The 15813-nt window shown below is 67.4% G+C and carries 9 protein-coding genes; all 9 read right to left on the bottom strand.

Translation table 11 applies throughout. The annotated features are described in order from the left end of the window. Positions 1-203: 203 nt before the first annotated feature. A complete protein-coding gene (locus BM172_RS03670; protein ID WP_177218778.1) occupies positions 204-1775 on the bottom strand; it encodes a CE1 family esterase in 1572 nt (523 codons plus the stop codon). Between the two features lie 344 nt (positions 1776-2119). Further along, positions 2120-3700, bottom strand: coding sequence for a right-handed parallel beta-helix repeat-containing protein (locus tag BM172_RS03665; protein WP_026636649.1), 1581 nt, complete (start codon positions 3698-3700; stop codon positions 2120-2122). Positions 3701-3839: 139 nt separating this feature from the next. After that, positions 3840-4745, bottom strand: a complete 906-nt coding sequence (locus BM172_RS03660) for a glycoside hydrolase family 16 protein (RefSeq protein ID WP_026636650.1) — start codon at positions 4743-4745, stop codon at positions 3840-3842. A gap of 72 nt (positions 4746-4817) precedes the next feature. Next, positions 4818-6197: a hypothetical protein gene (locus BM172_RS03655; RefSeq protein ID WP_026636651.1), complete on the bottom strand. Its 1380-nt coding sequence runs from the start codon at positions 6195-6197 to the stop codon at positions 4818-4820. 283 nt (positions 6198-6480) lie between these two features. Beyond that, on the bottom strand, positions 6481-7644 hold the full coding sequence (locus BM172_RS03650) for an ROK family transcriptional regulator (RefSeq protein WP_026636652.1): 1164 nt from the start codon (positions 7642-7644) through the stop codon (positions 6481-6483). A gap of 30 nt (positions 7645-7674) precedes the next feature. Continuing rightward, complete coding sequence (locus tag BM172_RS03645; protein ID WP_026636653.1) at positions 7675-8886, bottom strand: MFS transporter; 1212 nt, start codon at positions 8884-8886, stop codon at positions 7675-7677. Between the two features lie 73 nt (positions 8887-8959). After that, entirely contained in the window at positions 8960-10204 is a 1245-nt protein-coding gene (locus BM172_RS03640; protein ID WP_051549040.1) for a phosphodiester glycosidase family protein, read from the bottom strand. Beyond that, positions 10194-12914: a TonB-dependent receptor gene (locus BM172_RS03635; protein WP_051549043.1), complete on the bottom strand. Its 2721-nt coding sequence runs from the start codon at positions 12912-12914 to the stop codon at positions 10194-10196. Before BM172_RS03635 ends, BM172_RS03640 begins: the two co-directional genes overlap by 11 nt. Positions 12915-13428: 514 nt before the next feature. Further along, the gene (gene metE, locus BM172_RS03630) at positions 13429-15720 is read right to left on the bottom strand and encodes a 5-methyltetrahydropteroyltriglutamate--homocysteine S-methyltransferase (RefSeq protein ID WP_026636654.1); all 2292 of its coding nucleotides are present in this window, start codon (positions 15718-15720) and stop codon (positions 13429-13431) included. Positions 15721-15813 lie beyond the last annotated feature (93 nt).

Genomic DNA, 15813 nt, shown 5'->3' with positions numbered 1-15813 from the left:
CCCCGGCCCCTCATCTGTCGCGACCGAAGGGAGCCCCCATGGGACCGGCATCCTCGCTCCTGCACGCGAAGAGGGTACAGGGATGTGCCCGGCTTTGATGAGCGAGGAAAGCCGCGCACATCCATGTGCGCTCCCCGCGTGCTCCCCGGTGGGGAGAAGAGTTCCATGTCAGAAAGTGTGGCTAAGGCTGAGTGCCAAGGCGGCTAGGGGCAACTGCCATTGATCCAATAACCCTGCGCGCTTTGCGACAGCGTGGAGGAATAGAAAGTGTTGTCGAGGCCGCCGCCGCCCGCCAGCCGCTGGTTCGAACCCTTGGCATAGGCGTAGCCGCCATTGTCGTAGGCGCGGCCGTTCTGCACGTGGCTGTAGTTGGTGGCGGTGACGGTGTTGCATTGCCACTGCGCCGGCGGGCTGCCGACGCCGATGTCCGCTGCCGTGGCGCTGCCGGTGGCGTTGGCGGTGGTCGTGGCGGTGACCGTGATGCGGTACCAGTTATTGTTCGGCACGCTGAAGTCGCCGCCATAGCTTCCGCCGGCGCCCAGCGAGAGATTCACCGGCTGGCCGCTGGCCTGATAGCCATTGCCGCTGGCATTCCATGCGTAGAGTTGCGCCTGCGTACCCTGGATCGGATCGGTGGACGCAACCGTGCCGGAGTAGTGGATGGTGGTAGCTGCTACCGAAATGTTGAGCGCGACACTGGGAATATCGGCGCGGCGATTGTTGGCGATCAGCCAGCCGATCACGTAGTCGCCGTAGTTCATGCCGCTCTGCGCCATCCACACGCCGCCCTTGCTCGCGTCGTTGGCCTGGCCGCTGCCGGCGGGCCAGGCATGGCCGACGGCGTACACCCGGGTGAGGGTGATGCGCGGCACGCCGCCGGCCGTCGCCGTGCTGGTCTCGCCGGTGCCGTTGTAGACCGTGGCCGCGCTGCCCGGCGTGCCGGTGCCGTAGATCTGCTGGAACATGGCCACGTTGTCGCTATCCCACTTCTTGCTGACCAGCTGGTACTGGCCAGGACAGGATGTGCTGCCCGAGAGATAGGTGCAACCTGGGCTTTCCGCGTTCCGGTCCTTCTCGCCGTAGGCGAGGTTGGCGATCTGCGTCGCGAAGTAGGAGCCGTTGGCGCCGGCGAGGCTGTTGCACTTGCTGACGGCATTGGACACGTTGCTGGAAAGAATGCCCGACTGATCCACCGTGGCGCTGAACTGCGCGCTGCCCACCGACGGTCCCGCCAAGGCACCCACGCCGGCGATCAGGTTCGGCGCCTTGCAGGCCACGTCCAGCGCGACGGATGCGCCGGACGACAGGCCGACGATATAGACGTGGCGGCTGTCGATGTTCAGCGCGCCTCGAGCGAGCAGATCCTGGGTCAGGCTGACCAGGTCCGCGATATGCCCCGAGGCATCGCTGGCGCCGTCGTAGTCCCAGCAGGCCGCCGAGGTATTGCCGGACCACACCTTGCTGCCCACGCCCGGCACGGCGATCACGGCGCCGTTGTTTTCCGCCGCCGCCGCGAGGTTGCCCCAGCTCTTCAGGTCGTCGTTGGTCTGCGCGCATCCGTGCAGCGCGATCACCAGTGCGTGCTTACCGTTGGCGAGCGCGCTAGTCGGGGTGTAGATCCAGGTCGGATGGTTGTCGATGGTTTCCTTGCCGGCGTTCCAGCTTCCGGCCCATGCGGGAGCGACAGCGCCCGCCATCGCCGCGAAAGCCAGCGCGATCCCGCCGGCCCGTGCCGGTTTCGAACGTGGGTGTTGCTTATGCAGCGTGCTGCTCATGCTCATTCCTCCTCCGTGTCGAACAAAGCTTTCGGCAGCGTCGCGGCATGGCGCCGCATCGCCGTGGCATGCCTGAGCAAGCTGCGAGAACCGTGGGAGGGGGGCAATCGTACGAAGGTAGCAGTTTGCGGAACGGTGTCGCGCGAGCGCGCTACGCACGGTTCATGGCTATGCGTGCAAGCGAAGTCTTCCATGGATGGAAGTGTTTCAGGCCAACTGACGTGCCGGCGATCTTTCCACATGACGATGCCCGGGACGGAGGTTCCGCCCCGGGCATCGAAGGTCATCGGCTACGTCGTTATCGCATCGTTCGCGACGGACCGGAAGCCGTCCTGAAATTCTCGCTACAGCTTCGTCTGGCCGATATTGGGCGTGGCCGGCACGATGCTCAGCGTCGGATGCCCCGCGCCGATCGTCGGCGACTTCGGATCCAGCGCGGTGCTCCAGTGGTTTTCCGCGCGCGGCAGGCGCACGAACAGCGGATCGCGCGCGATGCCATGCCGATCGAAGCCGGCCTGTCCGGCCTGCACCAGCGTCGCGTAGTCGCGGCTGTATCGGCCGCCGCTCCCTGCGTCGAAGCAGAGGTTGTAGTCGAAGGCGGTGAAGCGCTCGGCGGCAAGCCCAAGGGTCGAAAAACAGGCTGTGCCAGCGACGCTGCCGTTGCCGAAATAGACCAGGTTGGAAACCACGACATGCTGGCTGCCGTAGGTGCCCACCTGGATGCCGACGCTCGACGCCGTGCCGCCGGCGATATAGATCGTGTTGTTGCGAACCGTCAGATGCTGGTCGGCGGCGTCGGTGCCGGTCTGGATGTTCTCGGTCGGCATGGTGATGCCGTAGAAATTACGGGGCAGCATCTGCACGATCTTGTTGTTCTCGATGACGCAATCCGGGCAGGCGCCGACCGCGATGCCATTGCCGCCGACATTGACGATGGTATTGCCTCGAATGACGCTGCCGCCCAGGTTCTCCGCCGCCGGATAACCAGGGTTGACCTGGATGCCATAGCAACCGTCGCCCGCGCCGGTGCTCTCGTCGATCAGGTTGTTCTCGATGACCAGCCCGACCTGCTGCCCGTGCGAGACGATCGGATCGCCCTGGCATACGCCATTGCCGACGGCGCTGCGGGTCAGCACGTTGGAGCTGACCGTAACGTCCTGTCCGCTGTCGCCGATATAGATATTGTGATTGTGCGAAAGCAGCGGGCCGGCGAAGCCGTTGTTGTCGAAGATGTTGTTGGCGACCAGGACGTGGCCGCAGCCGCCGTTGTAGTAGCCCTGCACGCCGTTGTCGTGGATGAACGACCCGCGCAGGGTGATGTAGTCGTTCTTCGCGTCGCTGGTCTGGGGGTTTTCCGCCGCATGGGATGCCGCGCAGTTCACGCCGATGGCGAAGCCGGAAATCTCCAGATTCTCCAGCAGCACATGATCGACATCGTTGAAAAGGAAGACGCCGGTTCCGCCGGAGGACGACGACAGGCCGCCGCGAATGTTCATGTTGCGGACGACATAACCCTCGTCGTGATTGGCCAGTCCACTGTCCTGGAAATTCAGGCCGGACACGCCTGCTGCCACATTCAGGATCGGCAGGGCGCCGGTGGTCGACCAATCCGGCGCGTAGGCGTCCAGCACGATCGGGTTCGCCGCCACGCTGTTCTTGTTGTAGATGGACAGGCTGCCGCTCTGCGCGGAACCGCGTGCGAACAGGATCTGATCGCCGGGCTGCAGCAGGGCGATCGCGCTCGCCACCTTCGACAAGGTCTGCCAGGGATGGGCCTTGGACAGGCCGTCGTTGGCGTCGCTGCCGGGTTTGCATGAGGCCTCCGCGCCGGACTGGCAATCGGAAACGTAATACACGCTGGCATGGCATGGCGCGCCCAGCGACAGGCCCAGCAGGGCCAGCGCCAGGGTCTTTGCAGGTTTCATGTGTCTTCTCCATGGTGGAAGGCGCGCTCCGCCATGGCGGGCGCGCGGGATGGCTTCGGCCTTGGCCGAAGAGGGTGTGTTTTCGAAGGGGGACGCCTCGGTGGAGGCGTATGCCGATACCCGATCGGCCTGTACTGGATCAGCGCGCAGCGGTCCTGCTGTACACACGAACCCAATCGATATCCAGCGCCTGCGGAAAGGCGCTGTCGTCGATGCCATGCCGGCCGGCCCAGTCGCCGCCGATGGCGAGATTGAGCAGGATGTGGGCCGGGCCCGCGGGTGTGCCGTCGCTGTCGTAGATCCAGGGATAGGTGCGCGTATTGGTCAGCACGCCGTCGACGTAGAACGACACCTCGGTGTTCGTCCACAGCAGGCCGTAGGTATGGAAGCCCGCGGTCAGGTCGGCATCGGCCCGGAACAGATTCCATACGCGCTGGTAATTGGGGTGCGTATAGGTCGTCGTGCTCGGAATCTTTCCGCTGTGCGTGATGGCGTTGCTGTGGACCATGTTCTTCGGCCGCGAAGGCGGGTTTTCCTCGATGCCGTCGACGACGAATTCGAAGATGTCGATCTCGGGGCCCCAGTTGAGCCGGCCCGTGGACGTGTAGCCGGAGTTCAACCAGAACGCGGGCCACACGCCTTTTCCGGCCGGCATGCGCGCCCGCGCTTCCAGGTAATAGCTGGTATCCGGCGCGGGCTTGAATTCCCACAGCGAGCGGATCATTCCCGATTCGTAGCCGCTGCCGACGCGGCGGGCGGTGAGGCTGAGCATGCCGTCGTGCATCAGGTGGTTGTCGTTGTCGCGATAGACCTGCGCCTCGCCGACGAGATGGTCCAGCGTTCCATTGGCGTAGATATAGCGGGTCGCCCATTTCGCCCGGTTCAACTGCGTGTCGTTGAACTCATCGTTGAAGACCAGCGAGTAACCCGAGGGCACGTAGCTGCCGGTATCGCTCGGTTCCTGTCCTGGTTCGGCGCCGGATGGGGAGCTCAGTGCGATCAACGCTATGGCGGCAAGCGCGGAATATGACGGCTTCACTTTCATTGGGACGCTTCTCCTTAAGAAGGCGGCCGGAGCTGGGCCCGGTCGCCGGATTCCCCCTTTCGTGACGTGCGGTCATGGCTGCCGGTATTCGAACGCCCCGCGATCCCAGTTGCCGTCCCCTCCGCGCTGCTGGCCGAACGGATCCTTGCCGTCGTAGGCGGGCGGCATCTTCAGGCCGGCCCAGGTGGGAGCCTTCAGCCGGAAATCGAAATGCGCGGCATCGACGAAGGGATCGGTGCCATCCGCGATGGCCACGCCGGAGGGCTCCGCCTGGGCGTCGCCCGCACGAATGAAAAGGTTGTCGTCGTGGCTGTCGTAGGAGCTGAAATCCGGCGCCTGCGAGTCATAGAAGAGATTGTCGTAGGCGTGGTTGTTCGCATGTATCTGCGGCGCATTGCTCAGCGACGCCTGGTCGACATTGACGAAGTTGTTGTTGTAGACCGTTACGTTGCTGAACGCTTCGGCCGTCCATCCGCCGATCAGGCCGTTGGCCGCTGGCCACGTGGAACCCGCCGGGCGGTAAAACGTATTGCCGTAGATGCGCAGCCTGGCCGACGGATTCTCTTTGGTGCTCCACATGATGCCGCCGGTGGACTGGATGTCGGTAAACAGGTTGTCGCGGAAGGTGACATCGCCGAAGGTGTCGGCGAAGCCCCAGATCGAGGCCAGCTCCGCATGGGTGTCGCCGGTGTAGAACGACTCCACCCAGCCATGCTCGATGACGATGTTCTGGCCGCTCAGGAAGAATGGGCAGCGGCCGATGCCGTGCATCCGGAAGCTTGAAAGCGTGACATCGGTGGCGCCGTAGACGGCGAGGCCGTCGTTCGAGGTGCCCCCGCCTGAATGGCTGCTCTGGCCCATCCCGACAATCTCGGCATGGCGGATGGCGATGTTCGAAATGCCGCTTACCGGCACGCCATGCAGGCTGTCCCAGCCGATGCGGATCATGGCGTCGCCTTCGGCGGTCGAGACGAAACGGAAGCCGAAGTCGCCTTGCCATCGATACAGGGCGCTGCCGCCCGCCTGTCCGTCGATCACCCAGTTGGAGGAGTTGATTTCCAGCATGCGCGAGAACGTCGCCGCACCCGCCGCGTAGGCCGCCTGCCAGCCGTCGTTGGTGCCGTGATCAGCGGCGGTCGCTTTCTTGATGACGATGGCCATGCCGCTCTGGGCCGGCGCATCCAGGCGAAACGCGAAATCGTCGTCGACCGGCAGGTATTGGCCCGCGGCGATGTAATAGGTGACGCCGCGGCGAAAATCACGCGGCAGGGTCGGGCAAGCATTGGCCCAGTCGGCGCAGGTGGTTCCGCCGGCACCCGCGCGGATGTACAGGATGCTGGACGACGACGGCGCTGCTACAGGCGTACCGTCGGCCATGGCGATATTCGCGCCAAGACATGCCATGCCGCACATCGCTGCCAGCACGGTGCTGGTCCTTCGTTCCTTGATCATCGCTGCTCCCTGGATGGCCGACCTTGGCGGGGCGGCACGATCGTGGCCCGGCACCTTGAGGCGCGACAGTGGGCCACCGCCCGACCGTCCGGGCCATCGTACGAAAGGGCAAGTCAGGCGCTTATGGCGGGCAGACGCGGATATTTATCGTCGTGGCTTGATTGCCTTCTCGTTACGCCTGTTAACTGGCGCACAAAGAAAACAGCGGTTGCTCCGCTTTCGATCTCGCGCCATGCGGTTGACGCCATGCTGCGCAGCTTGGGGTGAAACCCCAACCTTCCTCTTAATGGAAGAAGCATTCCTTGAACGGCAGGCTCGCCGCGCCCAGTGCCACCGCGTCGAACGGCGCCTGCGCGGTGACGATGGCCGGCTGTGGACGCGCGTGCCCGCGCCGCGACACATTGTCGATGGCGATGCGCGGGATCAGGCGTTGCGCGAGATCCGGCGGAATGCGCCCGCCCAGCACGATGGCCTGCGGATCGACGATGGCGACGACCGCCGAAGCGATCACCGAAAGACCGGGCGCCACGCGCTCGATCCAACGCTCGATCGCCGGCCACGCCGGATCGTACTGCTCGACCAGCGCCTGGATGTCGGGCAGGTCCTCGCCATCCTTGACCAGCATGCTGCGCAGCGTTTCCAGCGCGGCGCGTTCCAGTCCGAGCGCCGGCAACATGCCGGCGAACTCGCCGGCGTTGCCGTGCGCACCGCGCGAGCAGCGGCCGTCCATGATCAGGCCGCCGCCGAAGCCGTGGCCGAAATAGAAATAGGCGAAGTCGCGATAGCGATGCCCCACGCCATGCAGGCTCTCGCCGATGGCGGCGACGCTGCCGTCGTTGTCCAGCCACACGGGATGGCCCATCGCATCGGCCAGCAGCGTGTCCACTTCGAGCAAAGCCAGGCCGTCCAGCGGCTCGGGCGGATTGACCTTGGAGCCTTCGCCGATGAAGAAACCGGTCATGCCCAGGCCGACGCCGAACACGCTGTCCTCGTCCACCTCGCTCTTGTGCAGCAGGCGCTCGGCCAGCGTGCGGATGCGCCGCAGCAGCGCGCCGCGGCCGGTGGCGCGCATCGGCTCCTGGTGCTGGCCGAGCAGGTTGCCGGCGAAATCCATCAAGCCCAGCGCGATGGAATCGGTGGTGATCGATACGCCGATCGCATGCGCATAGTCCGGCACCAGGGTCACCGTGGCCGCCGGCTTGCCGCGCCCCTGCGAGCGCGTTTCGCCCAGCTCCAGCATGCCGCGCTCGACCAGTTCGTCGACCAGGCGCATCACCGACTGCGCGGTCAGCCCGGTGGCGCGCACCAGGTCGGCGCGGGTGGTGGTGCCGTGGCGGCGGACCAGGTCGAGCAGGTCGCGTTCGTTGGACGAGACGGCGGCGCCGCTGTCGACATCGCGCAGGAAGGCCGGATGCAGCTGGCGGGCGAACGGCGTGGGAGCGGCCATGAGGGGCGGGGAATCCTTAGGTCAACGCGCTTATGTTAGCGGCCGCGGCTGTGGACGCCAGGCGAGCCATGCCGTGGCGAGTCCGCACAGGCCCATGCTCGCGGCCATCGGCAGGTCCGCATGTTCCATCGACGCGGCGAGCAGCCAGCCGGCCAGCGCGGCGGGCAGCGCAAGCAGCACGCCCGAAAGCGCGGACGCGGTGCCGGCGCGTTCGGGGAATTGTTCGCTCACCGCGGCCTGTCCGCAGGACTGGTGGATCGCATGGCCAAATACATACAGGCATTGCGGCGCGACGATCGCCCAGGCCGCATGCAGGCCGGCCAGCACCAGCACGGTCATGCCCAGGCCGCCGCCGAGCGTGAGCAGCGCGGCGCGCGCCAGCGTCGCGCGCAGCCCCAGCCGGTCCACCCAGCGGCGGCAGACGAAGGTGCCGGCCATATGCACCATCGAACCGCCGGCCAGCACCAGCGCGTAATGCGGCGGCGTCATGCCCAGGCGCACGATCAGCGCGTACGAGGAGCCGGCCAGGAACAGGTAGTGGCCGATGTAGCTGCTTGCAGTGAGGCCGGTGTAGTGGCGGAACGAAGCGTGCCGCAGGATCGCGCGCCACTCGCCCGGTTGCCATGCCGGGCGCGTGTGCGCTGCGGGCAGTGTTTCGTCGATCTTGAACAGCACCAGCAGCAGGGCGGCCGCGCCGAAAGCCGCGATCGCCGCGAGCGTCGCCTGCATGCCGGCATGCTCGAACAGCCACGCGCCGACCGGCGGCCCCAGCAGCGAGATCACCCCCAGCCACGAGAACGCCAGCGACAGGCGGTGCACGCGGTCGTGCAAGGCGTGCAGGTCGCGCAGCATCGCGCGGCAGGCCACGCCGGCGGCGGCTACGCCCAGGCCCTGGCCGATGCGGCAGGCGAGGAACAGGCCGTAGTCGTGCGTGCTCATCAGGCCGAGGCTGGCGAGCAGGAACAACGTGAGTCCCGCCAGCAGCACGGGACGCCGACCCCAGCGATCGGCCGGCATGCCCCATAGCCATTGCCCCAGGCCGAAGCTCGCCACCGCCACCGACAGCGTGTGCTGCGCCTGCGCTGCGCTGGCGCCGAGCGTGGCCTGCAGCGCGGGCAGCGCCGGCAGGTACAGGTACATCGCGGTCGGATGCAGGCCCAGCATCAGCACGATCGCCGTCATCAGCACGGCGGGCGAGGCGGCGCGCGGCCGCGCGGCGAGGGACAGGGCGGAGGACGACATGCGGGCAAGGCTTCCGGCGGACGGACCAAAGTCGATCATCTTGCCCGCCGCCGGTTGCCGCTTCATGGCTGCCTCAGGGCGCCGCGTCCAGGCGCAGGCCGAGGTGGTTGCCGACCGGGCGCTCGCGTCCGGGGATGCCGGTATGGATCGGACTGTTGACCACCGCGGGCTTGCCGTCGCGGCGCAAGACCATGGTCGAGGAGCCGCCGCCGTCCAGGTTCATCGCCGAGTCCGCGCCGAGCTCGCGCAGCAGCGCGGTCAGCTCGGGCAAGGTGATGCCTTCGCTGTAGCCGGCCTGGCGGCCGTCCACCACCACCCACCACATGCGGCGATGCGCCTTGTCGATGCCGATGGCGGTGCGCGGCTCGGTATCCAGGTAGTACTCGCGGCGCTTCGCTTCCAGCGGCTGGGTCTTGCCGTCGAGCAGCAGCACCGGGCCGGCACCGACGGCGTCGGTGGTGCCGGCGGGGCAGGCCCGCAGCGTGATCGCCACGCGCTGGCCATGGAGGCACAGCGAACCGTTCGAGCGCGGGTCGGCATTTGCGTAGCCGGAATCCTGGTGGCCCTGCGCGATGGAAACGCCATCGACCGTCACCGCCTGGCCGGCGGCCGGCACGTAGGGCTTGTCCAGCAGGTGGCCGCCGTCGAAGGGCAGGAAGTAGGTGGCATTGATCGCGGCGGCGAGATGTTCGCGGCGGGCGAACGACGAGGTCTTCTCGGCGACGAACTCGCCGCCGTTCGCGGGTGCGCCGGGCGTGACCACGAACGACAGGCCCGGCGTGGACAGGTCGATCTCCAGCACGTGCAGCATCATCGGACGCGGCGCGGTGCGTGCCACATGCCAGTAGCTCAGGCCCGGCGCGATGGTGTCCGGCGCGGCATCGCCGATGGGACGTTCCAGCATCGGCTGCACCTGCACACGGCCGGCGGCATCCGCGCGAAGCACCGCGGCCTGTACTTCATCGAGTAGCGCGGGCGAGGTCTGCAGCAGCAGCGCGGGCGCCGGCTTGAGCGCGAGCGCATCGGCCAGCGGCACACAGTCAGTGCCGGGCTGGCAGGCGGTGCGGGCGTAGCTGGACGCGGCGTAAGGCGCGCCGTCGGGCCCGCGGCGCACCGGCAGCGTCACGGCCTGCACGCCCTTGCGTGCGCACTGGCGCAGCGCGGCCACGACGTCGTGCGGTTGCGCGTTCCAGCAGGTGGCATCGGCGATGACGGGGATGGCAGGTACCGCAACCTTGGTTGGCGGCACATCGTCCGCGTGCGCGAAGGTCGCGGCGAGACAGGCAGCCAGGACGGCGCGGCGAAAATCAGAACGCATAGGTGGCTCCCAGGAAATAGGCGCGGCCGTTGTCCAGCTCTTCCTTCACCAGCGCCTGGCCCGGACCGAGCACACGCGTGGGCCGGGCATTGGCGAGGTTCTTGCCCTGCACCAGGAAGCTGAGATGGCGGTCGACCGCATAGCGCAACTGCGCGTCGTAGGTCTGCAGGCGCGCGTAGTAGACGTCGTTGGCGGGGTTGTCGGTGGCGAAGCTGATCGGCATCTTGCCGGTGCGGTTGGCGCTGAGCTGCGCGCTGAAGGCGCCGTCGCTGTACATCAGCGAGGCATTGAAGATGCTGCGCGCGGCGCCGGTGAGCATCGGCAGCGTGCGGCGGCTGCCGTCGTTCATGGCGATCGCCGGGCCGTCCATGTCCAGCAGGGTGGCGTTGAAGGTGGCGCCGAAGCGGTCGAACGGCGCAGGCAGGAAGTCGAAATGCAGGTCGGCCAGGCCCAGCTCCAGGCCGCGCACCTTGGCGGTGCTGGCGTTCTGCGCCTGGGTGGTGGTCACCTGCCAGGTACCGCTCAGGCCGCCGGGATCGGTCTGCGTGCCGGTGCTGCTCAAGTTGACGATCTCGTGCTTGATGTTCTTCTCGAACAGCGCCAGCGACATCATCGCGTCGCGCGAGGCGTACCACTCCAGCGACAGGTCGAGGTTGGTCGATTGGCGCGGCTGCAACTGCGGGTTGCCGAGCGTCTGCGAGATCGTGCCCGCCGCAGGGCTGACGGTGGGCGTACTGTTCTGCGCCAGGGCCGCATAGGTGGCGCGGCCCAGCGTCTGGCTGGCGCCGGCGCGCAGCAGCAGGTCGGGCGCCAGGTGGTAGGTGGCGACGGCCGACGGCAGCAGCTTGCCGTAGCTGCGGTCCACGCTCTGCCTGGCGAACCGGGTGAGGCTGTTGAGCGGCGAGGGCAGGGTGTTTTGCACCGTCTGCTTCGTATCCTCGTAGCGCAGGCCGCCCAGCGCCGTCCAAGTGTCGTCGCGATAGCCGCCCATCAGGTAGGCGCTGTCGATCGCCTCCTTGATATTGAAATCGCCGATCGCGCTGTTGCGCGCATTGGTGGTGGCGAGTGCGTAGCTGCCCGGATGCGCGGCAACGTAGGCATCGACCTTGTCCGGATCGATCAGCAGCATGCTCTGGCCGGCGCCGTCGTAGGGCTGGAAGCGCGTGTCCTCGCTGCCGATCGCGGCGAGCGACACGCTGCGCGTCGGCACGTAGCCGGTTTCGTCCAGGCCGTAGCGCTGCTGCAGGTTGCGATGTTCGACGCCGCCCTTGTAGCCCCAGCCGCTGGCGTCTTCCTGCAGGTTGTGGGTGAAGTCGGCCTTCAGCGTGAGCAGGCCCGAGCGGCTGCGCTCCATGCGCGAGAGATAGCTGGTCTGCGCGTAGTTGGCCGGGTCGAGGAAATAGCCGGGATTGCTCGGCGCGAACAAGGCCACGTCGCCCGGCACGGCGCGATAGGCGAAGCCGAGCTTGGAAGAAGCCGCGCTGGTGAACACGTCTTCCTTGGTCGACTGCCGGTAGCTGCCGGCGGCGTAGTTAGCCACCAGGTCGAGCTGGCTGCGCTCGGCCGGCTCGTAGCTGGCGCCCAGCTCCGCATAGCGGATGCGCCGCACCTGATCGTAGTGGTCGAAGTCCGCCTGCGCCGAGCCCTTGGCGAAGCTGCCGCTGGTGGGCGAGTCGAGGGTGGCGGGACCGACGCGGTTGAGGAACTGCGCGCGGCGCTGCTCGTCGTTCTCGTGCTGGAAGTAGCCGGCGGTCAGGTGCGCCTGCAGGTTCTGGTGATTGTCGTACTCGAACTTGCCGAACAGCGCCTGGCGGGTGCGCACGTTGTCGTAGGTGAGCCAGCGGTGGCGGTCCGGCACCGCGGCGAGGCCGTCCAGGTCGTCCGACGGCTTCAGCGACGAGCCGGTGCCGGCCGCGTTCTGGCGCAGCGAGGACAGGGTCTGGGTACCGCCGGTGTAGCGGTAGTAGCCGTCGCTGTCCATGGCCGTGTCCAGTGACGAGGAGTCGCGGCGGAAGTAGCTGCCCGACAGCACGAAGCCGAACTGACGGTCCGCGCCGAAGGTATTGCTGAGCGTGCCTTCGACCTGGCCGGACGGCTTGGAGTCGGCCACCACGCGCTGGTTGTCCCAGCGGGCCAGGTCGGCGCGGCCGGCGGCGAACAGCCCCGGCGCATCGAAGGCGCTGCGCGTGCGCAGGTTGGTGATGCCGCCCACGGCATTGCCGGTCATGTCGGGCGTCACCGTCTTGTAGATGCTCACCTGGCGCGCCAGCGAGGACGGCAGCACATCGAGCGAGACATTGCGCGAGGTGGTTTCGGTGGAGGGCAGGGCGATGCCGTCCACGGTCACCGCGTTGTAGTCCGGGTTGAGGCCGCGCAGGTTGAGGAACTGCGCTTCGCCACGGCCGTTGTTGATGGTCATCGCCACGCCTGGGATGCGCTGCACCGCCTCGCCCAGGCCGAAGTCCGGGATCGAGCCGATCTCGTCGGCGGAGACGCCGTCGGAAATGCCCGGCGCGGCGCGCTTCTCGGCGATCGCCTGCTCGGTGGACAGCACCTTGCCGGTGACTTTCACCCCGTCCAGCGCGACGGCGTCGGCCGGCGCGGGAGTGTTCTGCGCGCTGGCCTGGCCGATGGCCAGCGCCAGGGCGGTGAATGCGAAAACCTGCCCGCGGCGCGCCTTGGCGCGGCAGGGCCTTGCGTTGAAGCCCATGAATGCGATTCCCCGGCATGGACCGTCCATGCGTTGCCGGGCAATTTAGTCACTTTATGTGAATTAATTTTGACGGTGGCGACTTCGGCTCGGGCGAGGCGCTAGTCGTTTGTGATGCAGAACACAATCGGCAGGGCCAGCTTCGTCATCCCGGCACAGGCCGGGATCCAGTGGCGACGGCGCTTGATGGTCGCCGCGAAGTTCGAGCGCGTGTCTTGTGCCGTTCGGGCTCGACCTTGCGCGTCGCGACTGGATCCCGGCCTGCGCCGGGATGACGATCGAGGTTGAGGGACGCCATGCGGGCGTACGGCGTCCCCCGTCATCGTCACACTGCGATGGTCATCCGCTCTCGCATCACTCGAGCCGCCTCGACGTGCTCTACGCCCGTTTGTATCCAGGCTTCTTCCTCACCGGAAAGGCGACACGATCTACCGGCTTCGTCATCCCGGCCTGCGCCGGGATGACGATCGAGGTTGAGGGACGCCATGCGGGTGCACGGCGTCCCCCGTCATCGTCACACTGCGATGGTCATCCGCTCTCGCATCACCCGTGCCGCCTCCACCAGCGAGACCAGCGCCTTGCGCGTTTCTTCCCAGCCGCGCGTCTTCAGTCCGCAATCGGGATTCACCCACAACTGCTCGGGACTGAGCACCTCGCCGGCCTTCTCCAGCAGCGCGACCATCTCGGCCACGTCCGGCACGCGCGGCGAATGGATGTCGTAGACGCCGGGGCCGATCTCATTGGGATAGCGGAAGCGTTCGAATGCGCCGAGCAGTTCCATGCGCGAGCGCGAGGTCTCGATCGAGATCACGTCGGCGTCCATCGCGGCCACCGCCTCGATGATGTCGTTGAACTCCGAGTAGCACATGTGGGTGTGGATCTGGGTGTCGTCGGCCACGCCGGAGGCGGCGAGGCGGAAGCTCTCCACCGCCCAGCCCAGATACCCGGCCCAGTCCGCGCGGCGCAGCGGCAGGCCTTCGCGCAGCGCGGGCTCGTCGATCTGGATGATGCGGATGCCGGCCGCTTCCAGGTCGAGCACTTCGTCGCGCAGGGCCAATGCCAACTGTCGGCAGGTGGTGGCGCGCGGCTGGTCGTCGCGCACGAACGACCACTGCAGCACGGTCACCGGCCCGGTCAGCATGCCTTTCACCGGCCGCCCGGTGAGCGCTTGCGCGTAGGCGGACCAGCGCACCGTCATCGGCGCCGGCCGCTGCACGTCGCCGTAGATGATCGGCGGCTTGACGCAGCGCGAGCCGTAGCTTTGCACCCAGCCATGCCTGGTGAAGACGAAGCCGTCGAGCTGTTCGCCGAAGTATTCGACCATGTCGTTGCGCTCGAACTCTCCGTGCACCAGCACGTCGATGCCGATCGCTTCCTGGAACTGCACGCAGGCGGCGGTCTGCTCGGCGATCAGCGCGTCGTACTCGGCTGCCGACCACTGGCCCGACTTGTAGCGGGCGCGCGCCTCGCGTACCTCGGCGGTCTGCGGGAAAGAGCCGATCGTGGTGGTCGGAAACAGCGGCAGCTGGAAGCGCTGTTGCTGTTTGCCGCGGCGGAACGCATAGGTCGACCGGCGATGCGCGGCCGACGCGTCCAGGTTGGCCAGGCGCTGCGCGACCGCCAGCCGGTGCACCTTGGGCGAGGCGCGGCGCGCGGCGATCACTTCGCGTGCGTGTTCGAGCGCCGGGTAGGCGGTGACCACGCCCTTGCACATGTCCGCCACCGTGCGCAGTTCTTCGAGCTTCTGCCGCGCGAAGGCGAGCCAGGCATGCACGTCGGCGGGCAGCGCCTTTTCCAACGACGCGTCGAGCGGCACGTGCAGCAGCGAACACGATGGCGCCAGCCACACGCGCTGCCTGCCCAGGCGCTCGATCGCCACGCGGGTGATGGCCATGGCGCGATCCAGGTCGGCGCGCCATACGTTGCGGCCGTCGACCACGCCGAGCGAAAGCACGCGGTCGGCGGGCAAGCTGCCCAGCACGGCATCGAGCTGCGCAGGCGCGCGCACCAGGTCGATGTGCAGGCCGTCGACCGGCAGCTCCTGCGCCAGCGGCAGGTTGTCGCCGAGCGCGCCGAAGTAAGTGGCCAGCAGCAGCTTCGGCCGCGTGGTGCCGGCGAGCGCGGCGTAGGCGCTGCGATAGGCCGCCGCGTCCTCATGGTCGAGGTCGAGCACCAGGCAGGGCTCGTCGAGCTGCACCCATTCGGCGCCGGCATCGTGCAGCTTGCCCAGCAGTTCCGCATAGGCGGGCAGCAGGCGGTCGAGCAGGGCGAGACGGTCGCTGCCGTCGCTGGTCTTGGACAGCAGCAGGAAACTCACCGGCCCCAGCAGCACCGGTCGCGCTTCATGGCCCTGCGCCCGCGCTTCGAGGAATTCCTGCACGGGCTTGTCGCCGCGCAGGCGGAAGGCCTGGCCGGCGTGCAGCTCGGGCACGATGTAGTGGTAGTTGGTATCGAACCACTTGGTCATTTCCAGCGCGTGCAGGTCCACGCCCGCGCGTTGCGTGCCGCGCGCCATGGCGAAGTAGCCGGCCAGCGGATCGGCGTCGGCCAGCGCGCGGTAGCGCTCGGGAATCGCGTCGAACAGCCAGGCCGTATCGAGCACGTGGTCGTACAGCGAGAAGTCGTTGCACGGCACCACGTGGGCGCCGGCCTCGCGCTGCATTTTCCAGTGGCGTTCGCGCAGTTGGCCTGCGGTGTCCAGCAGCGGCGCACGCTGTGTCTCGTCGCGCCAGTACGCTTCCAGGGCCTGCTTGAGCTCGCGCCGCGCACCCATGCGCGGGAAGCCGAGATTGGTAACGGTAGTCATGCTGCATTTCCTCGATTCGTGGTGAATGAGGAACGAAGGAACCGCGCAGCCGCGAGGCATCCGCGGATACGCGCGCGACCTTCGCCCCCGCGG

This window comes from Dyella marensis, from assembly GCF_900112865.1.
GTDB classification, from domain to species: Bacteria; Pseudomonadota; Gammaproteobacteria; order Xanthomonadales; family Rhodanobacteraceae; genus Dyella_D; species Dyella_D marensis_A.
This window is presented reverse-complemented; position numbering and strand designations above follow the sequence as displayed.